This window comes from Pseudomonas sp. LB3P25, assembly GCF_054897985.1.
In genome coordinates, this window is the sequence record NZ_CM142711.1 from 2287866 (window position 1) to 2309488 (window position 21623).

The following is a 21623-nucleotide window of genomic DNA, read 5'->3' on the forward strand; positions in this document are numbered from 1 at the left end:
GGGCGAGTCCATTCAATTACAGGGCTGTGTTCAGCCGCGCTTAGGCATCATCCTCAGCAAGGTGTTATCGCCGACTACGTAGTGGTGATAAATCCCCGCCACGGCGTGCAGGCCAATCAGCCAGTAACCAAGGGTGCCGCCGAGTTCATGCCAACCCTGTATCTGCTTGGCCAACGCCTTGTCCTCCGCGACCAGCAACGGCAGGTCGAAGCCGAAGAACATCACTTGGTGACCCTTGGCGCTGGTGACCAGCCAGCCCAGGATCGGCATGGCGATCATGAAAATGTACAGCGCCCAGTGCATCAATTTGGCCAGCACGGTCTGCCAGTGAGGCGAGGCCGGGAAGATTTGCGGTGCCGGGCCCAGACTGCGAGCGACCAGCCGCAGCCAAACCAGGACAAACACCAACAAACCCAGCATGAAGTGCGATTCGGTGATCAGCGTCCGGCCGCCACTGCCTTTTGGAAAGATTCCGCGAAATTCGATACAGGCGTAAACCAGCGCCAGCAGGACCAGCATCAACCAATGCAGCGCGATCGATACGGTGCTGTAGCGTGAATCGGAATTCTTCCAGGGCATACGGTATTCCTCACAGGTCAGGTCCAGACCACCGTTCTTGTTCGACGGTGTGCTTTAACTGTAATCCGCTTACTTTCTTTCTGCTTGAGTTGAGTCAGTTTTTTTTACCTGATGTCGTCAGTAATATGCGGACATTGCATCAGCGTCTGCCGGGTCACATAGATTCACCTGTGCAGCGGTTGTAAGTTGTAGATGTCTAGCGGTAATGAGGGAGTTTTTAGTAAGGGTGTAACTGTTTGTTGTTTATGTTTTGTGTTTAGACGGACTTTGCGCGGGTCAAAAAGTTGGTTATTGTTGGGCTGTAAAGTTTGTCAGGAAGACAAGCTGATTAAGTTCGAAAATCATAGGATTTTTCGAGCAGCTAAAGGAGTTTTTATGAGTCTTAAAATGACCAGTAATAACAAGCACTATGCTGGTGCTGTAAGAAAGATGATGGCTAAAGCACCGATCTCCAAACCAAAACCCAAACCACCCGTGACCAAGCCTCCTGTGAAACCACCGGTCAAGCCGACAGTGCCCGTGAAGCCACCGGTAAAACCGACAGTGCCTGTCAAGCCACCGGTAAAACCGACCGTACCCGTCAAGCCACCGGTCAAACCTGTCTTGCCCCCGGGGAAACCGCCAATCAAGCCTGCCAAGCCCGTGGGGACTGCCCGGCCGCCGCTGCAGTGGCCAACCCTCAACATCAACATTGATCCGATTGCCCTCATTAACCTGCTGAACACTCTCGGCAGCATTAAAAACGGTGACGGGACGACGTCCTTGCCCGATGGCAGTCTGATCAGCGCCGATAAAAACTCGGTGAAACGCCCGGACGGTATTATCCAGCACGCGGACGGAAGGGTAGAGTACCCGGACGGTCGCATCGTATGGCCGGATGAAACGATTGAATATCCGGATGGGCGCCTGGTCTGGAAGGATGGCACCGAACAGTACCCCGATGGCAGTATAAAGTATGCGGACGGCTCAATCTTTGATGCCGACGGTAATCAAATAAATGAAGAGTGAAGTTCGGATGGTTGGAAGGCGCTTTGATAGTTTTGTATCGGATGTTTAGTCGCAAATTAGAGCGTCGTTAATAACAGTTAGATTATAAAAAAACGCCGTACCCTTCCAGGGTTACGGCGTTTTTTATAGCCTCGATTTTATGCAGTCTGCGGCATCTCACCCTTGGCCAGGCGCTGGTTGATATTGGCGATCACTTCCGGCAAATCGGTGATGGTGTCGATCATGTAGTGCGGCCGCGAGCTTTCGAACAGGGCGTGGATGCGCTTGCGTTCGCTGGCCAGTTGGTCGCTGCCGAGGGCGCGGTAACCTTCGTAGTCCAGGCCCAGCGCATTACCCGAGCAAATCAGCGCCACGGTCCACATGCCGGCACGGCGACCTTCAAGAATGCCCGGCACGGTGTCGTCGATCTTCACGCAGGCCGCAACATCATCGATCCCGAGGGCGATCACGTTGGCCAGCGCCTGGGCCGGCCATGGGCGGCCGTTGGGCACTTCGTCGGTGGCAACCACGTGATCGGCGATGTAGCCGTTGGTGGCGGCCAGTTCGACAACTTTGTCCATGACCTGTTTCGGGTATCCGGAGCAGGAACCGATCTTGATCCCTTGCTGGCGCAGGTGGGCGATGGTGTCCAATGCGCCCGGAATCAATGCCGAGTGTTCGGCGATTTTCTCGATTTGCAGTGGCATGAAGCGCTTGTAGATGGCGGTGACGTCATCGTCGGTCGGCGTACGGCCGAACACCGCGCGATAACGCTCGGCCACTTCCGGCTGATCGCACAGGGTTCGGATGTGATCCCACTTGCCCATGCCCATCGGCCCGCGGGCTTCTTCGATGGACACCTGGACGTCGAACTCGGCGAAAGCTTCGACAAAAATCTGCGTCGGCGCGAAGGAGCCGAAGTCGACCACGGTACCGGCCCAGTCGAGGATGGCGGCTTGCAGCTTGGTTGGGTTTGCGTAGTTCATGTCTCAAATCCTGTATTGGGGAATGGTGATCCCTGTAGCAGCTGTCGAGCCCCAGCGAGGCTGCGTTCGGCTGCGAAGCAGTCGTAAACCCTGTCGACGCGGTTCACCTGAAACACCGATGTGGATGGTTTTACGACTGCTTCGCAGCCGAAGGCAGCCTCGCAGGCTCGACAGCTGCTACAGATCGTGGTGAGTCAGATGTCGAGGACTTCCATCTCGCGCAGCACTTCAGCCACCGCCGCCACGGCCGCGTGCATTTCGGCCTGGTTGACGTGCCCGATGCAGCCGACGCGGAAGGTTTCGACCTGGGTCAATTTGCCGGGGTAGAGAATGAAACCCTTGGCCTTGACGCGTTCGTAGAATTCCTTGAACTGGTAGCGTGGATCTTTCGGCGCATGAAAGGTGACGATAATCGGTGCCTGAATCGCGGCCGGAAGGAAGCTGCGCAGTCCGAGCTTGGCCATGTCATCGAGCAGCACCTGGCAGTTGTTGGCGTAGCGCTGATGCCGGGCGGGCAAACCACCTTCTTCGTTGTATTGCAGCAGGGCTTCGTGCAACGCCGCGACCACGTGGGTCGGCGGGGTGAAGCGCCACTGGCCGGTCTTGGCCATGTACGTGTGCTGATCGAAAAGGTCCATCGCCAGGGAATGTGAGTTACCGGCGGCATTCGCCAGCGCTTCTTTGCGAGCGAAGACAAAGCCCATTCCCGGCACGCCTTCCAGGCATTTGCCCGAAGCGGCGATCAGCGCGTCGAATGGCACCTGCTGCGCGTCGATCGGCAGCGCGCCGAAGGAGCTCATGGCGTCGATGATCAGGCGTTTGCCGTGTTGCGCGATGACGTGGGCGATTTCCGGCAGCGGGTTGAGGATGCCGGTGCTGGTTTCGCAGTGGATCAGCGCGACGTGGGTGATGCTGGCGTCGGCACGCAGCAGACGGTCAACGTCGGCGGCGGTGGTCGGTTCGTCTTCAGCGGTTTCAAAGGTGCTGAAGGAGCGGCCGAGGACTTCGCAGATTTTCGCCAGGCGTTTGCCGTAGGCGCCGTTGATCAGCACTAAAACGTTGCCATCGCGCGGCACCAGCGTGCCGATCGCCGCTTCGACCGCGAAGGTGCCGCTGCCTTGCAGGGGCACGCAGTGGTGGCTGTCGCCGCCGTTGATAATCGCCAGCAGTTGTTCGCACAGGCTGGCGGTCAGTTGATTGAAGCGGTCATCCCATGAACCCCAGTCGACCATCATCGCCTGACGGGTGCGGGCCGATGTGGTCAGTGGGCCGGGGGTGAGCAGGATGGGTTCGGCAGTACTCATTCTCGTGTCCTCGCAATCGATGGGATGAAGCTACGGGGCTTAAATTGCAATTTGCCGTTCTATCAATCAAATTGTTTGTTGTTATGCCAGCCATCAGTGAGGGTTATTCATGAACCTGTTCCAGCTCCGCGCATTCGATGCGGTGGCCCGTGAGGGCAGCTTCACCCGGGCCGCCGCGCGATTGTTCATCAGCCAACCGGCGGTCACCGGGCACATTAAGGCGCTGGAGGAGCATTACCAGATCACCCTGTTGCGGCGCACCGCACGACGGGTGGAGCTGACGGAGGAGGGCACCAAACTGGCCGCGATCACTCGGGCGATGTTCGGCCTGGCCGAAGAAGCGCAGGTGATGCTGGAAGCGAACCGACAGTTGCTGACTGGACGCCTGGAAGTGGCGGCGGACGGGCCGCACATGGTCATGCCGATGCTCGCCAGTTTGCGGGCGCGTTATCCGGGGATCACCGTGAATCTGCGGTTGGGTAATGCTCAGGAAACCCTGGCGGCGTTGTTGTCGGAGCATGCCGACGTGGCGGTGCTGACCGAGGTTGAGCCGCGCAAGGGGCTGCATTTGCAAGACTTAAGCGAATCTCGAATTTGTGCGTTGGTGCCCGACGGTCATCCCTGGGCGCAGATGTCCAAGGGGGTGCCGCTCAAGGCGCTGGATCAGGTGATCATGGTATTGCGCGAGCCAAGTTCGATCACCCGGCGCACCTTCGACGAGGCGTGCGCGGCGGCGTTGGTCAGTCCACGGGTGTTGCTGGAGCTGGACAGTCGCGAGGCGGTGACCGAAGCCGTCGCCGCAGAGTTGGGGGTTGGCGTGGTGTCGTCGGTGGAGGTCAGCCACGACCCGAGGGTGGTGGCGGTGCCGATACTTGGTGAAGGGTTGGTTAACCGACACATGATTGGCTGCATGGAACGGAGACGGGATTTGCGCTTGATACAGGCGTTTTTCGGGTTGGCGCCCACCCGATAAACCGAGGCGCGGCTTTCGCGAGCAGGTCGAATCGTCGCACCGTCGCTCCCACAGGGATTTTGTGAACGCTGGAGATACTCTGTGGGAGCGAGCCTGCTCGCGAAGGGGCCGGGCTTGCTTACGCCAGACTCTCGCGCACCATCTCCAGAAACGTCGCCACCACCCGCCGCGAACTCTGCTCGCGCAAGCACACCAACGTTTCCGTCAGCCGTCGCTTGCAATCAGTAATCGGCAACGCACACACCCGCGAATCTGCACCGAACTCGGCGGCCGATACAACGCCGACACCAATCCCCACGACCACCGCCTCACGCGCCGCTTCCCGACCTTCAACCTCAATCGCCGGCCGAATACGAAACCCCGCACCAGCCATTTCTTCTTCCAGCGTTTGCCGCGTCACCGAGCCGATTTCCCGCAGCACCAAAGGCGTGTCATCCAGATCCGCGAGGCAAATCGACTCGCGGTCGGCCCACGGATGATGGCGGGAAACGAACGCCACCATCGGGTCGTTGCGCAGCGGCAACGAGATCAGACGTTCGTCACTCACCTCCCGGCCCAACAACGCCAAGTCGGCCTGATAGTTGAACAGCCGAAACAGCGATTCATCGGTGTTACCGGTTTCGATCTTCACGCTGATGCCGGGATAGCGTTCGCAGAACCGCGCGATCTGCGGCAGCACATGCACCGGCGCATCCACCGCCAGAATCAGGCTGCCGGTCTGCAAGGCCCTGGAGTCATGCAAGAGCTCCTGCGCCTCGGCCTCGATAACGAACAATCGCTGGGTAATGCTCAGCAAACGCTCGCCCAGATCCGTCAGGCGTACCGAGCGTTTATTGCGGTGGAACAGCAGCACACCGAAACGCTCTTCGAGTTTGCGCACTTGGTCGGAAATCGCGGGCTGCGTGAGGAATAGCCGTTCGGCGGCTTTGGTAAAGCTTCCGTGCACCGCCACGGCATGGAAGGCTTTGAGCTGGGCGTGGGAAACCGACATCGAAACCTCCAGTAACAAGCTGAGCTTATATTGGAAATACGATAAATCGATTTCACTTATTAATCAGTAATTGTTTTTATCGGCCTCAGCCCCGGTGACTGGTCAGTCAAACAGCGTCGGCGGCCATGAGCCTGTGCGTGCAACAGCAGGACTCATCTGACCGATATCGCCTCAGGGAAGCTGCGATATCGAAGTGCTCAACAATAAAAAAACAGGCGTTATTTCTCAATTTCTGCCGGCACACTCACACCCTGAGGTCAGAACCACCATGAACAAGCATATCGGCACCATCAAGCGTTGGCGCGTGCAGATCTTCGCGATCACCTGGCTCGCTTACGCCGCGTTCTATTTCACCCGCAAAGCCTTTTCCGTGGCAAAACTGGGGATCGCCGAAGACCCCACCTTCATGCTCGACAAAATGGCCATGGCCAACCTCGACGCCATCTACCTGACGGCTTATGCCATCGGACAGTTCACCTGGGGCATCCTGGCCGATCGCTTTGGCCCCAGGGTCGTGGTGCTGGGCGGGTTGTTGATTTCAGCGGCGGCAGCCTTGGTAATGGGCAGTTTCGCAACGTTGCCAATCTTCGCCACCTGCATGCTGATTCAAGGGTTGGCGCAGTCCACCGGCTGGTCCGGGCTGTGCAAGAACCTCGGCAGTTTCTTTCCCTCCGAGCAACGCGGGCGGGTGCTGGGGTTGTGGAGTTCCTGCTACGCCTTTGGTGGGTTGGTGGCTTCGCCGTTTGCTGGCTGGTGGGCGTATACGCTGATCGGCACCTGGCATGCGGCGTTCTTTTCCAGTGCGGCGGTGGTTGGGCTGGTCGCCGTGCTGTTTTTTACTTTTCAACGCAACAAACCGGAAGACGTTGGCTTGCCGGCGGTGGAACCGGAACCGCAACTGACGGCGCAAGAGGCCGACGCGCAAAGCAAAATCAGCGTGCTGGAACCGTTTAAAGAAATTCTGCGCAACCGCACCGTGCTGGTTCTGGGCCTGGCGTACTTTCTGCTGAAACCGGCGCGCTACGCGATTCTGCTCTGGGGGCCGGTGATCGTCTTCGAGCAGATGCCCTCAGTGGGCAAGGTCGGCGCGGCAATCATTCCGACCGCGTTTGAGCTGGCCGGGTTGCTCGGGCCGATTCTGCTGGGCCTGGCCTCAGACAAACTGTTCGGCGCCCGGCGCATGCCGGCGTGTGTACTCAGCCTGTTGGCGTTGACCGTGACCCTGGCCTTGTTCATGGGCGCCCTGCATACCGGCAGCGTGATGCTGGTGGTGGCGCTGCTGTTCGTCATGGGCCTGACCCTGTACGGACCGGACTCGATGATCAGTGGCGCGGCCGCGATCGATTTCGGCACCGCCAAGGCGGGCGCCACAGCGGCCGGTTTCGTCAACGGTTGCGGCTCGGTCGGGGCGATTCTCGGCGGATTGCTGCCGGGCTACTTCGACTCGGTCACCGTGTTCATCGTCTTCGCTGGCTGCGCGTTGTTTTCGGCCCTGGTGCTGATCCCGCACTGGAACAGCCGCCCGGCTGGCCTGCGTGCCGAAAGCGCCTTCGTGCCTAACCAGCCGATCACCGTAAAACCTCTGCGTACTTAAGGATTGACCCATGAGACCTTTCTGGCTGGAACAGGCGCTGGCGGCCGAGTCCTGCGCGCCATGCGAACCCTTGGCGGGCGACACCCGCGCCGATGTCTGCATCGTCGGCGGCGGCTACACCGGGTTGTGGACCGCGATCATGCTCAAGGAACAGAACCCCGAGCTGGATGTGCTGCTGATCGAGGCTGATATCTGCGGCGCCGGCGCCAGTGGTCGCAACGGTGGCTGTGCACTGTCGTGGTCGGCCAAGTACTTCACGCTGGAAAGGTTGTTCGGCGTCGAAGAAGCCGTGCGATTGGTCAAGGAGTCCGAGCGCAGCATCCATGCCATCGGCGCCTTTTGCGAGCAGTACGCGGTGGACGCCGATTACCGCCTCGACGGTACGCTTTACACCGCCACCAACCGTGCCCAATGCGGCTCGACCGACGCCGTGATCGCGGCGCTGGAGCGCAATGGCATCAACTCGTTCACCCAAAGGCCGGTGGCCGATGTGCAACGCATGGCCGGTTCCAGCAAACATCTGGAAGGCTGGTTTTCCCCGGCGGCGGCCAGCGTGCAACCGGGCAAACTGGTGCGCGGCTTGCGCCGGGTTGCCTTGCAACTCGGCGTGAGGATTCACGAGCACACCGCCATGACCGGGCTGCAGGAGGGCAAGCCTGCGGGGATTCAAACCCCGAACGGCACCGTCCGCGCGGATCGCGTGGTGCTGGCGATGAACGCCTGGATGGCCCGGGCGTTTCCACAGTTCGAGCGCAGTGTGGCGATTGTTTCCAGCGACATGCTGATCACCGAGCCGCGACCCGATCTGCTTAACGAGATCGGTTTGACCAGCGGCGTCACTGTGCTCGACTCGCGGATTTTCGTGCACTACTACCACAATACCCCGGACGGCCGAATCATGCTCGGCAAGGGCGGCAACACCTTTGCTTACGGCGGGCGAATGTTGCCGGTGTTCGATCAGCCATCGCCCTATGCCGGTTTGTTGCAGCACAGCCTGAGCAAGTTCTTTCCGGCGTTTGCCGAGGTCAAGGTCGAGGCGACCTGGAACGGTCCGTCTGATCGTTCCGTCACCGGTTTGCCGTTCTTCGGTCAGATGAGTGCCAGCGGCAATGTGTTCTACGGTTTCGGGTACTCCGGCAGCGGGGTTGGCCCGTGTCATATGGGCGGGCAGATTCTCGCCGCGATGGTCCAGGGGCTGGACAACGCCTGGACCCGTTCGCCTCTGGTCAACGGCCCTTTGGGCTTGTTTCCGCCGGAACCGATTCGTTACCTCGGCTCACTGATGGTGCGCAACGCCATCCGCCGCAAGGAGCGCGCCGAGGATCACGGGCGCCGGCCACGGCATCTGGATGTGCGTCTGGCGAAGTTCGCGGCGGCGGCAGGCAAGGCCGACAAGGGCTGAGTGTCAGGGTGTGAGGTCCGAGCGATTGACCAGCCAATCGAGCAGCAAGTGGCTATCGCGGCGTGGCGCGGGAACAGACCGAGTGCGCGGGTGATGGCCCATGCCGACGCACAGCACCGGCCGGTCCGGGTCGCTGTCGAGAAAACTGATGAGGACGTCGCTGCCGGCCTTTGGCAGGCTGGACGGATCAATCCGACCGTCCGGCGCTGCAAGGGCGACCGGTAACCAGAGACCGACAGATTCAAGCGGATTCGCTTGCGCTGTTGGCCACAGCCTGACCTGTATTCGACCTCGATCATCCAGCGCCGCCGGATGCCCGGCCGGGCCAAGCACCCGGGCGGGTTGATAACCCGGGATGCTCGGCCTGGTCTGTCTGAGCACCGGCCTGAAGACCGTTGACCAGGGAATGGCGGTGAATTGATTGCGGTAATGGCGGACAGTGACGGGTTTGTCGGTGGCAAGAATCGAAGGTTGTTGCCCCTGATGTCGGGTTTCGGTGAGCAGCCATTGATCGTTGAAGTTCGACAGTGGATGTTCTGACACTTGTACAATCCGTGCGCTGCGCAGTGCGCTCTGGGTGCTTTGGCCGTGGATCTGCAGGTGCTGGCAACGCAGGCGCTCCAGTTGTCGTCGGCTCAACTGATCGCGATAGATGTGCTCGGGTGCGACACGTGCCATCACCGGCAATGGTTTGCTGACCGCGTGGTTGGCGGCTCCCTCGTCTGGGTTTTGCGAGCCACGGTTCCGGGCCTCCAGTCGTGAGGGAAAGGGCGGCGAATCATGGCGCTGGAACAACTCACTGATCACCGGCACGTCACTTTCTTCGGGCGCGTTGCCCTGGAAAGGCGTAAGGACCGGTTCCTGGGGGAAACTCAGGCTGTCATCGGCCAGGACCAGCACATGCCCGTCGCGCTGATGTTCGAAGTGATAGTGAATGCCTTCTTCTTCACACAGCCGTTGCAGCAATGCCAGATCGCTCTCCTCGTACTGAATGCAAAAAGGCCGGACGGGATAGTGTCCATTGGATAATTCGAAGCGATAGCTCCCCTCGGGCACCTCCTGTTCTTCCAGTAGTTGGCGCAGGATCATCGGTACGCTGAGGTGATGAAAGACGCGGCGTGAGCGCTGCCGGTCGAGCCATTGAAGGTAGGGCACCAGCACCAGTTTGTAGCCGATCCGGTGGGGGCCGCGATGCTCGCGACTGGCGCTGTGAAGTACGCCGTGAATACCCTGTCCCTCCATCAGGCTGAGGAATACCGGCTGTTGCAGCAATCGGTCGAGGTTCATGGCCGGTGCGAGGCCGATCACTTCGATGTCGAATCGATAGGGCTGGTTGAGGGCTTCTCGGCCACTGAACTGCAACACCTGCAAACTCAAATCGCCGTCGAGGAGTGTCAGGGTGAAGGGACTTTCCTTGTCGTTGTGCATCGAACGCGCTTCTGCCATGGAATACGGGCGCAGAGGGTACGAAACCACAGCCCTTTATGGTCACCGCAAATCGAAGTTTCAGAATCGCCCTACAACTACCGGTGAAGATGTCGATTCGTCATGCGGGTGAGCAGGGTGGAATTTTTGGTCGATTGCCAACTTTAGGGCGTATAAACTTGCGCCATGCGTCGGCCAATAGATGTCTCGGCGCCACAGATCAAGAGAGTGAGTAATGGGCGCACAGTGGAAGGTTAAACACAAAGAAGCGGCATCTAACGCCAAGGGCAAGATCTTCGGCAAACTGGTAAAAGAAATCACCATCGCTGCCCGTAACGGCGCCGATGTCACTACCAACGCGCACCTGCGTCTGGTGGTTGAACAGGCCAAGAAAGCCTCGATGCCCAAGGAAACCCTGGATCGCGCCATCAAAAAAGGCGCGGGTCTGCTGGGTGAGACCGTTCAGTACCATCGCGTGACTTACGAGGGTTTCGCTCCGCACCAAGTGCCGTTGATCGTCGAGTGCGTCACCGACAACATCAACCGCACCGTTGCTGAAATCCGCGTCGCGTTCCGCAAGGGCCAGTTGGGCGCTTCCGGTTCGGTCGCGTGGGACTTCAACCATGTCGGCATGATCGAGGCGTCCCCGGACAGCCCTGATGCCGATCCGGAAATGGCCGCCATCGAAGCCGGCGCCCAGGATTTCGAGCCGGGTGAAGAAGAGGGCACGACCCTGTTCCTGACCGAGCCTGCGGACCTGGACGCCGTGCAGAAAGCCCTGCCGGAGCAAGGTTTCACCGTGTTGTCGGCCAAGTTGGGTTACCAGCCGAAAAACCCGGTCAGCGGTCTGAGCGATGAGCAAATGGCTGAAGTTGAAGCCTTTCTCGAAGGCCTCGATAACCACGATGACGTGCAGGACATGTTTGTCGGGTTGGCCGGGTAATTTGCTTCGTCAGTGATACCGCCTTCGCGAGCAGGCTCGCTCCCACATCGAATGTGTGAATGCCACAGATCCAATGTGGGAGCGAGCCTGCTCGCGAATGACCGCGAAGCGGTCACTGGATATCAAGTAATCGCATTATCTCGCTGAACCCCGGTCGCGCCAGCACCTGCGGCTGGCAGCAGCGTTGCTGTAATGCCTCCAGCAGCCCCCGACCCTCATCGCTCAACCCCGAGTCGATCCGCTCCAACAATTCCCCCAGCAAAATACCAAACGCCCGCACTTCGATCCGTTGCAGCGCACGGCTTTCAAGGCTGTCCGAGGTGGCATGGAACGACGCAGCGCCGAAATCCCCCAGCAGGCAATCACCGTGCTCGTCCCACAGAATATTGTGGCCGTAGAGGTCACCGTGGGTGATGCCATGCTGGTGCAAATGCTCGGCTGCCGAGGCGATGCCACAAGCGATGCGCAATGCCACGCCAGCGCTGAACCGGGTGTCATTGGCGTAAACGTCGCGGGTACATGACGCCAGGCTCGGCAGCCCGGCCAGATTGCGATAGCTCGGATCGATCAGTTGCATCACCAGCCCGGCCTGGGCTTGCGGATGCCCGACGACGCGCCCTTCAACCCGGATCAGGTCAGGGTGACTACCGGCGGTGATGCAGGCGTTCATTTCGTGCAACGGCGAACCATCGCTGGTCATTTCGCCTTTGTAGAGTTTGACCGCGACCTGTGTGGCCGGTTGGTCCTGTCGATCCCAAGTAGCCCGATGAATCACCCCCGAGGCGCCTTCGCCCAGTTGCTGCTCCAGACGCAGTTCGGACCAGGGAATGTGGGGCGTGGCTTCGAGGGCGGCCGCATCGGCTTCGGTCTCCAGAGGGTTGCCGGCGTACGCCAGCCAGGCCAGGCTCGGCAGGGACAGCAGCCACTCGGGCAACTCGCTCAACTGGTTGGCGGCGATGCGAATCAGTTCGAGTCGATGGCAATGACGCAAGCTCTCGGGCAAACGTTGCAAGCAGTTGCCGGCGAGCATGAGTTTTTGCAGGTGCGGGCGCTCACCCAGCTCGGCCGGCAACTCAGTGATGCAGTTATCGGTCAGGATCAGCCAGCGCAGCAACGGCGGCAGGGCGGCGCCGGGCACGTGTTCGATGCGGTTGGCCTTGAAGCTGACCATCGTCAGTGCGGCGCATTGGCCCAGGCATTCGGGCAGTTCGGTGAACAGATTGTCCGCGCAGAACAGCACGCGTAAACGGGTCAGGCGGTGCAAGTCGTCTGGCAGACTGTTCAAGGCATTGCCGCTGAGGTTGAGGACTTCCAGCGAGTCCGCCAGGTCGAAGATTTCTCGCGGAAACTCCGTCAGGCCGCCGGTGAGGTCCAGGCGGGTAACGCTCGACAGTTGACCGGCGCGTAGTTGGGCAAGGGTATCCATGAACAGATTCACTTTGATCGGGAGGAAGGCGCGGAGGCCTGGAAACGGGCGACATGATAGCGGGAAACGTGTGGTGGCTGTCAGGCCGCCTTCGCGAGCAGGCTCGCTCCCACACTGGACTTGTGTTGTACACCGATCCAATGTGGGAGCGAGCCGGCTCCGGGCGGCGTTCCGACGAAGGCGGTCTGAACTGCACCACAAAACCTACGACTCCCTGACTTCCACCAACTGCCCCAACCGGCTGCGCGTGCGTGCCAGATCGATGGCATCGCCGCACAGGCTTTCGTGCAAAGACTGCTGTCCGAGCAGAATCAGGTGCTTGTCCTGGTCGTACAGGACGTCGACCAGATTAATGAAACGCTGCTGGGCGGCAATTGAACAATCGGCGAGGTTGGGCAGTTCATCGATGGACCAGTGATCGAAACGACGGCACAACTCCAGGTAATCCATCACCGCAGTGGGTTGGTCGCACAGATCGCCGAAGGTGAAACCGATGGTTCGCCCTTCGCAGTGTCGGGCCTGAAGGTTGCGTGTCCCGACGGGCAGTTGAATGGCCGGTGCGTCGCGTTCGGGCAGGTTCAACGACTGACGCTGCGCCAACGTGGCCGGCCAGACGTATTGGCCCTGGGTAAACAGCTGCTGGGCATGGATTCTTGGCTGACTGCGGTAGTCGTGGGGGCCGCCGACCTCCATGACCTGCATGCGTGCGTTGATCAGGTCGATCACCGGTTTGAAGCGCGCGTGGTACAGCGGGTTGGGCAGCAGTCCTTCCGGTGGGTAGTTGGAGGTGACCAGCAGCAGGATATCTCGGCGGAACAGTGCCTTGAACAGCCGGGTGATCAGCATCGCGTCGCCGATGTCATGGACGTGAAACTCGTCGAAACACAGCACCCGGCAATCGCGCAGCTGTTCATCGAGGGTGGTTTCCAGTGCATCGGGTTGATCGCGATGACTGAACATTCCTTGGTGCAGTTGCGCAAAAAACTCATGAAAATGCAGGCGCTGTTTTTCCGCGATGGGAATGGCCTGGAAAAACCCGTCGAGCAGCCAGCTCTTGCCGCGACCTACGGCGCCGTGCAGGTAAAGGCCGGGACGCGTTTTTGCCGAGGTGCCCGGCAGCGCTGCGGCGTGCTGCGCCATGCAGTCGATGACCCGCTGTTGGCTATGGCTGAGGGTGTAGCCCTGGGAGTGGGCCTTGCGGTGGAAGTAGTCGTGGATGACTTGACCGGTCGCGCTGTGACCGGCGGATGCAGCCGATGCCTTGCCGAACAAGCGGCGTAGCGTAGGCCAGCGTGGTGTGAGTCGCGAACGGTTTGGCGGTCGAACGGCCACTGTGATGTCACCCCCGTAATCTTCATGCCGACTCCCCGAGCGGCGGCATAGTGTAACCAGAGGGGGAATTTTCATTCCAGTTGTGTCGACCTGTAGCAGCTGCCGAGCCTGCGAGGCTGCGTTCGGCTGCGAAGCAGTCGTAAAACCAAACAACGCGGTCATTCAGGTAAACCGCAGGGAATGGATTGGCGACTGCTGCGCAGCCGAACGCAGCCTCGCAGGCTCGGCAGCTGCTACATAGAAAGCGCTATGCCGGAAGCTAGCGCTCGATACTACGATTCCACCGCGCATTCCACGCCGGGCGCTGTTCGTTGACCTGATCCCAATCGATTGCAATGGCAGTGGTCAGGTACTGCTTCATCGCCTCGACCTGGCCGCGAGTCTTGTCGGTGGTCGGGGTATTGGGGTTGGACGGGATCTGGTCGCCGTCTTCAAGCGCGGCGGCCTGCGCTTCAGGTGTCAGCAAGAAGGCGGCGAGTTTCTGCGCCAGCTCTGGCTGAGTGTTGTTGGCGATAGCGCATTCGGCCACGTTGAGCACCACGGCGCCTTCCTTCGGTTGCGCATACTCCACCGGCATGCCCTTGAGTTTCAGGGCGGTGACCTGGGTCGGCGTGAGCGGGAACAGCGCGGCTTCGTCGGTCTGAAGCATTTCGGAAATCTTCGCCGAACTCGGGATGTACTCCAGCACGTTGCGCCCGACGGTGTTCGGCCACGCCTTGAAGCCTGGCTCGACATCGGTTTCGCTGCCGCCCTGAATCCGGTTGAACATCAGGAAACCATGCAGGCCAAAGGTCGAGGACGCCATCGACTGGAACACCAGTTTGTCCTTGAAGCGCGGGTCGGCCATGTCCATCCACGAGGTCGGCGCGGTCCAGCCTTTCTCCTTGAACAGACGCGTGTTGTACGCCAGCCCGGTCACGCCGAGGCTGACCGCCACGGCTTGATCCTTGATGCGGCCCTTGGCCGGTATCTGCGCCAGCGGTGCGCTGTCTTCGAGTTTGTCGCACAGCCCCATGGCGATGGCGCGGTACATGATGCCGTCGTCGAGGAACATCACGTGCATCTGCGGGTTGCCTTTGCTGGCCTGGACCTTGGCCAGGATATCGGCTGAGGTACCCGGCACGATCACCACTTTGACGTTGTTGGCCTTCTCGAAAACCGGCAGCACCTTGTCGGCGTAAAGCCGCTCCATAGTCCCGCCGTTCATGCCCAGGTAAAGCGTCGGTTCGGCCTGGGCCGGGGTGACCATGAGCAGGGCGCCTAAGCTAGAAAAACTAAGCCAGGACAAACCGAGCAGTGCAGTGCGTTTGACGTTATTCATTGGCGCGACCTTCCTCTATCAAGCAACGGAGATGGAGTGAAACCGGGTGATGGAAAACGCATCCAGCGACGTTTTTGCGGCGCCGCTGCAGATGATTTCGGTGAGCGCCTGGCCCACCGCGGGGCCGATCTGAAAGCCTGCACCGGCAAAGCCGAACGCGTGCAACAGACCGGGTTGAGTGCCACTGTGGCCGATCACCGGTTGGCGATCGGGCAGGTAACCTTCGGTGCCGCTCCAGGTGCGAATCGCCTGGGCGCCTTCAAGAAACGGATAAAGCTCGACCGCCTGACGCAGGATCTCGATCACCGCGTGCTGACCGGGCCGGGCGCGGGCGTCGTCGAGGGCAAAACCCTGACCGCCACCCAGCACGCAATTGCCGCGAGCGACCTGACGGGCATAGATACCGCCACCCTCGACCCCCGTGCTGGCATTCATCACCAACGGCAACGGCTCGGTGACCAGCATCGCCGGGTGCCCAGCGTGCATCGGCACCGCCTCACCGAAGTGTTCTGCCAGGCTGCCGGCCCAGGCTCCGGCACAATTCAGCAGCCAGGGCGCCTGCAGCTCCAGACCGGATTGAGCGCTGACGCGAAAGCGTTGACCGTCGTGTTCCACCGCCGTCACCGGGCATTGTTCATGGACCTGCGCGCCATGTCGCCGCGCCGCCCGGGCAAACGCCGGGGAGACCAGTCGTGGGTTGGCGTGACCGTCATCGGGGCAAAACGAGGCACCGACCGCCACCTCGCCAACCCACGGAAAACGTGCGCGTAATTCACTGCGTTCGAGTACCTGCAAATCGAGGCCAAAGCCCCGACTGCTGGCGGCATAGTCTTGCAAGGCGTGCAGATCGTTGAGGCTGCGGGCCAGTTTCAAGTGGCCGCTGCGCTGATACTCACCGTCGATGCCAATCAGTTGCGGCAGCTGCCCCCAGATGTCGTGGGCTCGCTGCGACAGCGGCAGTTGCGACAGCGGTCGTCCCTGGCGCCGCACACCGCCGTAGTTCACACCGCTGGAATGCGAGCCACAGAAGTCCCGCTCCAGCAGCGCGACCCGCCGGCCAGCCTTGCTCAGAAAGAGCGCGGCCGAGGCACCGACAATACCGCCGCCAATGATGACGGCATCGACTTCGATCATGACTCGACCTCCAGGCCAAACGGCAGGGGTTTGATGGGGGCCTGAGCCCGAAGCCTGCCGATGTCGGACACGCCGCGCTGGCTTTCGCAGGCAATGATTTCCGCAGCGGCGGCACCGCACATCCGCCCCTGACAGCGCCCCATGCCGACCCGGCAATGCGCCTTGACCCGGTTGATCTCCCAATGACCTTCGCGCACGACTTGGCGGATGTCGCCGGCCCGCACTTCTTCGCAGCGGCAGATCATCACGTCATTCGGGGCCTCGGCGGCCCAGTGTTCGGGAAAGACGAAGGCCCGTTCCAGGCCTTGGCGGAAGGTATCGATCCGTCCCAGCGCCTGCTCCAAGTGCGCCCCACGTTGCGGCGGGATCAGGTGACCGATGTCTTCGAGCACCGCCAGAGCTGCGCGTTCGCCGGCCATTTCGGCCGCGTCGGCACCCATGATGCCGGCGCCGTCACCGGCCAGGTAAACCTGGGCGGCGCTGCTGCGACCGGCGCTGTCACGTTGCGGCAGCCAGGCGCGGTTGAGCGGGTTCCAGGTGAACTCACAGCCGAGCAAATCGGCGAGCTGGGTTTCGCTGCGCAAGCCGTGGGCGAAGGCGACGGCGTCGCACTCCAGACGCTGATTGCCCTTGGCGTTGCGCCAGGTCAGCGATTGCACACGCTGATCGCCATTGATGCCTGTGAGGCTGGCACCCTGATGCACCGGGATGCCGTGGGCGGTCAGCCAGCTGCGGTAATAGATGCCTTTGGCCAGGGTGGCCGGTTGCGAGAGCAGGCCGGGCAGGGCGCGGGCCTGAGCGCTGAAGGGCGAACTGTCGAGCACCGCGACGACATTCGCACCGGCCTTGGCGTATTGATACGCCACCAGGTACAGCAACGGCCCGCTGCCGGCGAACACTACGCGTTCACCGATGGCGCAGCCTTGAAACTTGAGGGCGATCTGCGCTGCACCGAGGCTGTAAACCCCCGGAAGGGTCCAGCCCGGTACCGGCAGAATCCGGTCGGTGGCGCCTGTGGCGACGATCACTCGCGAGAACACTAGCCGCGCGGCGCGGCCCTCATGCAAGGTGTCGAGCGCACTGTCTTCGGCATTCCATACCAGGGTTTCAGGACGGTAATCGAGTTGCTCGCGCAGCGCGTCGATCGTCTGATGCAACGCGTTGGCCTTCCCGGCTTCGAAGCCATACAGCTTGACCGGAGAACGCTTGAAGTTTGCCGGTTGACGGCGATAAATCTGCCCGCCACCGCGTGCTGCCTCGTCCAGCAGCACCGGGCGAACGCCGTGGGCGACCAATGTTTGCGCTGCACGAATCCCGGCCGGACCGGCACCGATGATGACCACCGAATTCATACCCAACCTCCTGTGGGAGCGAGCTTGCTCGCGATGACGGCGGAACATTCAACAGATGTGGTGGCCGACAAACCGCTATCGCGAGCAAGCTCGCTCCCACAGTTGATGAGGGTTGCGCCCGGGTTTTGTGAACGCCGCCGAATTACTGTGGGAGCGAGCCTGCTCGCGAAGAGGGCGGCACATTCAACATTGATGCAGGCAGACAATCCGCTTTCGCGAGCAGGCTTGCTCCCACATTTGTTGGGGGTTGCGCCCGGGTTTTGTGAACGCCGCCGAATTACTGTGGGAGCGAGCCTGCTCGCGAAGAGGGCGGCACATTCAACATTGATGCAGGCAGACAATCCGCTTTCGCGAGCAGGCTTGCTCCCACATTTGTTGGGGGTTGCGCCCGGGTTTTGTGAACGCCGCCGAATTACTGTGGGAGCGAGCCTGCTCGCGAAGAGGGCGGCACATTCAACATTGATGCAGGCAGACAATCCGCTTTCGCGAGCAGGCTTGCTCCCACATTTGTTGGGGGTTGCGCCCGGGTTTTGTGAACGCCGCCGAATTACTGTGGGAGCGAGCCTGCTCGCGAAGAGGGCGGCACATTCAACATTGATGCTGGCTGACAGTCTGTTTTCGCGAGCAGGCTCGCTCCCACAGGGGATTCGGTTTCGGGAGATTGAAAAGGTGTTCATAGGGAACGCCCCGGTTCGCGGTTGATCTGCTGCCCGGCTTCGAGCAACGTCGAGCAGGCACGCACGCGCTGTCCATCGCCCAGTCGTACCCAGCAGTCCTGACACGCACCCATCATGCAAAACCCTGCGCGGGGTTCGGCGCTGAAGTCGCTGCCGCGCAAGTGTTCGCTGCAGGTCAGAACCGCCGTCAGCAAGGTGTCGCCGAGCAGGCCCGTGGCAGGTGTGCCGTCGAGGGTAAAGTCCAGGGCCGGGCGGTCGCCTTCGGCCAGTCGTTTCAGCAGAGCCATGGCGCCCTCATTGTTTGCCCACCAGAACCCGATCCAGGCCGTAGACCCGGTCGAGCAAAATCATCGTCAGCGCGGTCAGCGCAATCACCAGTGCCGATACCGCCGCCATCATTGGATCGATGGATTCGGTGGCGTACACATACATCCGCACCGGTAGGGTTTGCGTGGCCGGCGAGGTGACGAAAATCGACAGCGTGACCTCATCGAAACTGTTGATGAACGCCAGCAGCCAGCCACCGGCCACCCCTGGCAGAATCATCGGCAAGGTGATTTCCCGGAACAGCGTGAAGCGCCCGGCACCGAGCGATTGCGCGGCGTGTTCGGCGCTGCGATCCAGGCCGATGGCCGACGCCAGTACCAGTCGCAGCACGTACGGTGTGATCACCAGCACATGGGCGAAGATCAGCCAGGCGAAGCTGCCATTGACACCCATCAGCGCAAACAACCGCAGCAACGCAACACCCAGCACCAAGTGCGGAATGATGATCGGCGATAAAAACAGACCGTTGAAAAAGTCCCGGCCCGGAAACTCGAAGCGGGTGATCGCCAGCGCGGCCGGCACCGCAATCAGCGTCGCCAGCGAGGCGGCGCTGAATGCCAGGATGAGGCTGTTGTAGAACGCATCGACAAAGTCAGCACGCTCGAACACCGCGCGGAACCAGCGCAGGGAAAACTCCGTGGTCGGCAGGCTCAGGGTGTTTTCCGGGGTGAAAGCCACAAGGCAAACCACCACCAGCGGCGCCAGCATGAACAGCACCACCAGGGTATGGAACAGCAGGGCGAAAGGACCGTTCTTGGACATGACGAGTTATCCCAATGACTTCTTGTAGCGGCCTTCGATCATCCGGTTCCACGACAGCATGATCAGCAGGTTGAGCAACAGCAGGGCCACGGCGATGGCCGCGCCCATCGGCCAGTTGAGTTCCGACAGGTACTGGTCGTAGATCAGCGTGGCGACCATTTTTATCCGACGTCCGCCGAGCAGGCCGGGGATGGCAAACGAACTGGCGGCGAGACCGAACACGATCAACGTGCCGGAGAGCACGCCGGGCATGATCTGCGGCAACACCACTTGGCGCATCACGTTGAAGTGGCTGGCGCCGAGGGACATCGCGGCCTGCTCGGCGGCTGGGTCGAGTTTTTGCAGCGAGGTCCAGACCGGAATGATCATGAACGGCAGCATCACGTGGACCAGGGCGATCACCACCGCAAACGGTGTGTAGAGCAATTTCATCGGCGAGCCGCCGAAGGCTTGCAGGGTCTGGTTGACCAGGCCGTCGGCACCCAGCAACAGGCTCCATCCGAAGGCGCGCACCACCACCGAAATCAGCAATGGCGTGAGGATCAGAATCAGGAAAATCGAACGCCACGGCGTGCCCATGCGGCTGAGGATATAGGCCTCAGGCACGCCGATTACCACGCAGAGCAGGGTGGTCAGGGCACTGATCCACATCGTGCGCAAAAAGATTTCGTAGAAGTACGGGTCGCCCAGCAGGTTGCTGTAGTGCTCGAGGGTGTAGGCATCGCCGTTGATCCCCGAGCTGTAGTCGAAGACGTTGAACGACAGCACCAAGGTCAGCAGCAGCGGGATAACCAGCAGGCTGAGGTATAAGGCCAGGGCCGGTGTCGACAGCCAGTAACCCTGGCGTCCCTGGCGAATGGCGACAAGCGTACTCATGCCGGCACCTCGTCGACACTCAGTACCCGCAACAGCGCCGCGTCCCAGTCCAGGCCGACCGCCGTGCCTTCGGTCAGCGGTGCCGAACCGTCGTTGCGGCGTACCACGCTGAGTTCGCCCAGGGTCGTCGATACGCCGTACAGCCATTGGCTGCCGAGAAAAAAGCGACTGGCGATCTTGCCTTGCAGACGGCCCTGACCTTTGTCCCGCAGATCGATTTTTTCCGGGCGCAGGCTCAAGGTCAGTTCGCCGTCGCCGCGGTTGCAGACTTGAACGACGCCGGCACCGTCCCGCTCACCCGGCAACAGGTTGGCCTTGCCGACGAAACCGGAAATGAACTCGGTGCGCGGGTGTTCGTAGAGGGTGTAAGGCGCGTCGATCTGGGTGATGCGCCCGGCCTGCATCACCACCACCCGGTCGCTGATGGACAGCGCTTCGGACTGGTCATGGGTGACCATCAGCGTGGTGATCCCGACTTCGCGCTGGATGCGGCGGATCTCGAATTGCATCTCTTCGCGAAGGTTGGCGTCGAGGTTGGACAGCGGCTCATCGAGCAGCAGCACCGGCGGTTCGATCACCAGTGCCCGAGCGAGGGCAACGCGTTGACGCTGGCCACCGGAGAGTTCTCGCGGGTAACGCTCGGCATGCTGGTTGAGGCGCACCAGTTTCAGCACCCGGTCCACTCGCTGCTGCAACTCGCCGTTGGCCACTTTGCGCATGCGCAAGCCGAAGGCGACGTTGTCTCTCACGGTCATGTGCGGGAACAGCGCGTAACTCTGGAACACCACGCCCAGACCACGGGTGGCGGGTTTGGCGTGGGTGATGTCGCGACCGTCCAGCACAATGCGTCCGCTGCTGACTTCAACGAAGCCGGCGATCATTTGCAGGGTGGTGGTTTTGCCGCATCCGGAGGGGCCGAGCAGCGAGACGAATTCGCCTTTCTCGACCGAGAGGTTGGTGGCAACGACGGCGTCGATCTCGCCGTAACGTTTGCCGAGTCCTTCAAGTTGCACAAAAGCCATAACTGCGCTCCACCTGAGATTGTTATGCGCGGCCTGAGGTCGCGCTTTTTTGTATGGGCAGATACGAAAAAATGTTTCTGGGTGCGTTGGCGCTCGACTTCAGTCGGCTGCCGCTGTTGTTCGAATCGCCCCTGTCTGGACGCAGAGTAGGACGAAGAATAGGATGGGCTCAATGGCCTATTTCACTGAAGCGATGACTATTTTCAGTTT

19 protein-coding genes are annotated in these 21623 nt (G+C 60.9%); 5 read left to right on the forward strand and 14 right to left on the reverse strand.

What is annotated here, in order from left to right; genetic code table 11:
* Positions 1-30: 30 nt before the first annotated feature.
* Complete coding sequence (locus ACYZTW_RS10270) at positions 31-579, reverse strand: cytochrome b (RefSeq protein ID WP_462004759.1); 549 nt, start codon at positions 577-579, stop codon at positions 31-33.
* Between the two features lie 375 nt (positions 580-954).
* On the opposite strand from ACYZTW_RS10270, the gene ACYZTW_RS10275 reads away from it, so the two are divergent.
* A complete protein-coding gene (locus ACYZTW_RS10275; protein ID WP_462004760.1) occupies positions 955-1587 on the forward strand; it encodes a hypothetical protein in 633 nt (210 codons plus the stop codon).
* 137 nt (positions 1588-1724) lie between these two features.
* Here the strand turns inward: ACYZTW_RS10275 and phnX are convergent, their stop codons facing one another.
* Entirely contained in the window at positions 1725-2552 is an 828-nt protein-coding gene (gene phnX / locus ACYZTW_RS10280) for a phosphonoacetaldehyde hydrolase (protein ID WP_462004761.1), read from the reverse strand.
* Between the two features lie 194 nt (positions 2553-2746).
* Positions 2747-3856, reverse strand: a complete 1110-nt coding sequence (locus tag ACYZTW_RS10285) for a 2-aminoethylphosphonate--pyruvate transaminase (RefSeq protein WP_462004762.1) — start codon at positions 3854-3856, stop codon at positions 2747-2749.
* Positions 3857-3965: 109 nt separating this feature from the next.
* Between ACYZTW_RS10285 and ACYZTW_RS10290 the strand changes: the two genes are divergently transcribed.
* A complete protein-coding gene (locus tag ACYZTW_RS10290) occupies positions 3966-4829 on the forward strand; it encodes a LysR substrate-binding domain-containing protein (protein ID WP_462004763.1) in 864 nt (287 codons plus the stop codon).
* A 118-nt stretch (positions 4830-4947) separates the two neighbouring features.
* On the opposite strand, the gene ACYZTW_RS10295 is transcribed toward ACYZTW_RS10290, so the two are convergent.
* On the reverse strand, positions 4948-5820 hold the full coding sequence (locus ACYZTW_RS10295; RefSeq protein WP_462004764.1) for a LysR family transcriptional regulator: 873 nt from the start codon (positions 5818-5820) through the stop codon (positions 4948-4950).
* A 268-nt stretch (positions 5821-6088) separates the two neighbouring features.
* Here ACYZTW_RS10295 and ACYZTW_RS10300 point away from each other — a divergent pair, with 268 nt between their 5' ends.
* Together ACYZTW_RS10300 and ACYZTW_RS10305 are read left to right on the forward strand one after the other, a co-directional pair.
* On the forward strand, positions 6089-7414 hold the full coding sequence (locus tag ACYZTW_RS10300) for an MFS transporter (RefSeq protein WP_462004765.1): 1326 nt from the start codon (positions 6089-6091) through the stop codon (positions 7412-7414).
* 10 nt (positions 7415-7424) lie between these two features.
* Positions 7425-8816, forward strand: a complete 1392-nt coding sequence (locus tag ACYZTW_RS10305) for an FAD-dependent oxidoreductase (RefSeq protein ID WP_462004766.1) — start codon at positions 7425-7427, stop codon at positions 8814-8816.
* 3 nt (positions 8817-8819) lie between these two features.
* Here the strand turns inward: ACYZTW_RS10305 and ACYZTW_RS10310 are convergent, their stop codons facing one another.
* On the reverse strand, positions 8820-10244 hold the full coding sequence (locus ACYZTW_RS10310; protein ID WP_462004767.1) for a type VI secretion system Vgr family protein: 1425 nt from the start codon (positions 10242-10244) through the stop codon (positions 8820-8822).
* A 232-nt stretch (positions 10245-10476) separates the two neighbouring features.
* Here ACYZTW_RS10310 and ACYZTW_RS10315 point away from each other — a divergent pair, with 232 nt between their 5' ends.
* Positions 10477-11184, forward strand: a complete 708-nt coding sequence (locus ACYZTW_RS10315; RefSeq protein WP_149629352.1) for a YebC/PmpR family DNA-binding transcriptional regulator — start codon at positions 10477-10479, stop codon at positions 11182-11184.
* A 112-nt stretch (positions 11185-11296) separates the two neighbouring features.
* Here the strand turns inward: ACYZTW_RS10315 and ACYZTW_RS10320 are convergent, their stop codons facing one another.
* The 9 genes from ACYZTW_RS10320 to ACYZTW_RS10360 form a co-directional block, all read right to left on the reverse strand.
* The gene (locus tag ACYZTW_RS10320; RefSeq protein WP_462004768.1) at positions 11297-12610 is read right to left on the reverse strand and encodes a leucine-rich repeat-containing protein kinase family protein; all 1314 of its coding nucleotides are present in this window, start codon (positions 12608-12610) and stop codon (positions 11297-11299) included.
* A 204-nt stretch (positions 12611-12814) separates the two neighbouring features.
* Complete coding sequence (zapE, locus tag ACYZTW_RS10325) at positions 12815-13942, reverse strand: cell division protein ZapE (protein WP_462004769.1); 1128 nt, start codon at positions 13940-13942, stop codon at positions 12815-12817.
* Between the two features lie 259 nt (positions 13943-14201).
* Positions 14202-15263 (reverse strand): ABC transporter substrate-binding protein, encoded by a 1062-nt coding sequence (locus tag ACYZTW_RS10330; RefSeq protein WP_462004770.1) that lies wholly within the window; start codon positions 15261-15263, stop codon positions 14202-14204.
* Between the two features lie 18 nt (positions 15264-15281).
* Positions 15282-16397: an NAD(P)/FAD-dependent oxidoreductase gene (locus ACYZTW_RS10335; RefSeq protein WP_462004771.1), complete on the reverse strand. Its 1116-nt coding sequence runs from the start codon at positions 16395-16397 to the stop codon at positions 15282-15284.
* Positions 16394-17749, reverse strand: a complete 1356-nt coding sequence (locus ACYZTW_RS10340) for an FAD/NAD(P)-dependent oxidoreductase (RefSeq protein WP_462004772.1) — start codon at positions 17747-17749, stop codon at positions 16394-16396. The genes ACYZTW_RS10335 and ACYZTW_RS10340 overlap by 4 nt, the downstream gene beginning before the upstream one ends.
* 673 nt (positions 17750-18422) lie before the next feature.
* Entirely contained in the window at positions 18423-18713 is a 291-nt protein-coding gene (locus ACYZTW_RS10345; RefSeq protein ID WP_462004773.1) for a (2Fe-2S)-binding protein, read from the reverse strand.
* 7 nt (positions 18714-18720) lie between these two features.
* Entirely contained in the window at positions 18721-19515 is a 795-nt protein-coding gene (locus tag ACYZTW_RS10350) for an ABC transporter permease (protein ID WP_462004774.1), read from the reverse strand.
* A gap of 6 nt (positions 19516-19521) precedes the next feature.
* Positions 19522-20391 carry an ABC transporter permease gene (locus ACYZTW_RS10355; protein WP_462004775.1) on the reverse strand — a complete coding sequence of 290 codons (870 nt, stop codon included), beginning with the start codon at positions 20389-20391 and terminating at the stop codon, positions 19522-19524.
* A complete protein-coding gene (locus tag ACYZTW_RS10360) occupies positions 20388-21413 on the reverse strand; it encodes an ABC transporter ATP-binding protein (protein WP_462004776.1) in 1026 nt (341 codons plus the stop codon). The genes ACYZTW_RS10355 and ACYZTW_RS10360 overlap by 4 nt, the downstream gene beginning before the upstream one ends.
* Positions 21414-21623: the final 210 nt, after the last annotated feature.

Excerpts from the sequence above, each read along its gene's own strand:
- ACYZTW_RS10290 (WP_462004763.1), top strand. The coding sequence starts at position 3,966 with ATGAACCTGTTCCAGCTCCGCGCATTCGATGCGGTGGCCCGTGAGGGC.
- ACYZTW_RS10355 (WP_462004775.1), bottom strand. The coding sequence starts at position 20,391 with ATGAGTACGCTTGTCGCCATTCGCCAGGGACGCCAGGGTTACTGGCTG.
- ACYZTW_RS10360 (WP_462004776.1), bottom strand. The coding sequence starts at position 21,413 with ATGGCTTTTGTGCAACTTGAAGGACTCGGCAAACGTTACGGCGAGATC.
- ACYZTW_RS10305 (WP_462004766.1), top strand. The coding sequence starts at position 7,425 with ATGAGACCTTTCTGGCTGGAACAGGCGCTGGCGGCCGAGTCCTGCGCG.
- ACYZTW_RS10330 (WP_462004770.1), bottom strand. The coding sequence starts at position 15,263 with ATGAATAACGTCAAACGCACTGCACTGCTCGGTTTGTCCTGGCTTAGT.
- ACYZTW_RS10275 (WP_462004760.1), top strand. The coding sequence starts at position 955 with ATGAGTCTTAAAATGACCAGTAATAACAAGCACTATGCTGGTGCTGTA.
- ACYZTW_RS10340 (WP_462004772.1), bottom strand. The coding sequence starts at position 17,749 with ATGAATTCGGTGGTCATCATCGGTGCCGGTCCGGCCGGGATTCGTGCA.
- ACYZTW_RS10310 (WP_462004767.1), bottom strand. The coding sequence starts at position 10,244 with ATGCACAACGACAAGGAAAGTCCCTTCACCCTGACACTCCTCGACGGC.
- ACYZTW_RS10345 (WP_462004773.1), bottom strand. The coding sequence starts at position 18,713 with ATGGCTCTGCTGAAACGACTGGCCGAAGGCGACCGCCCGGCCCTGGAC.
- ACYZTW_RS10285 (WP_462004762.1), bottom strand. The coding sequence starts at position 3,856 with ATGAGTACTGCCGAACCCATCCTGCTCACCCCCGGCCCACTGACCACA.
- ACYZTW_RS10350 (WP_462004774.1), bottom strand. The coding sequence starts at position 19,515 with ATGTCCAAGAACGGTCCTTTCGCCCTGCTGTTCCATACCCTGGTGGTG.
- ACYZTW_RS10300 (WP_462004765.1), top strand. The coding sequence starts at position 6,089 with ATGAACAAGCATATCGGCACCATCAAGCGTTGGCGCGTGCAGATCTTC.
- ACYZTW_RS10270 (WP_462004759.1), bottom strand. The coding sequence starts at position 579 with ATGCCCTGGAAGAATTCCGATTCACGCTACAGCACCGTATCGATCGCG.
- phnX (WP_462004761.1), bottom strand. The coding sequence starts at position 2,552 with ATGAACTACGCAAACCCAACCAAGCTGCAAGCCGCCATCCTCGACTGG.
- ACYZTW_RS10320 (WP_462004768.1), bottom strand. The coding sequence starts at position 12,610 with ATGGATACCCTTGCCCAACTACGCGCCGGTCAACTGTCGAGCGTTACC.
- ACYZTW_RS10335 (WP_462004771.1), bottom strand. The coding sequence starts at position 16,397 with ATGATCGAAGTCGATGCCGTCATCATTGGCGGCGGTATTGTCGGTGCC.
- ACYZTW_RS10295 (WP_462004764.1), bottom strand. The coding sequence starts at position 5,820 with ATGTCGGTTTCCCACGCCCAGCTCAAAGCCTTCCATGCCGTGGCGGTG.
- ACYZTW_RS10315 (WP_149629352.1), top strand. The coding sequence starts at position 10,477 with ATGGGCGCACAGTGGAAGGTTAAACACAAAGAAGCGGCATCTAACGCC.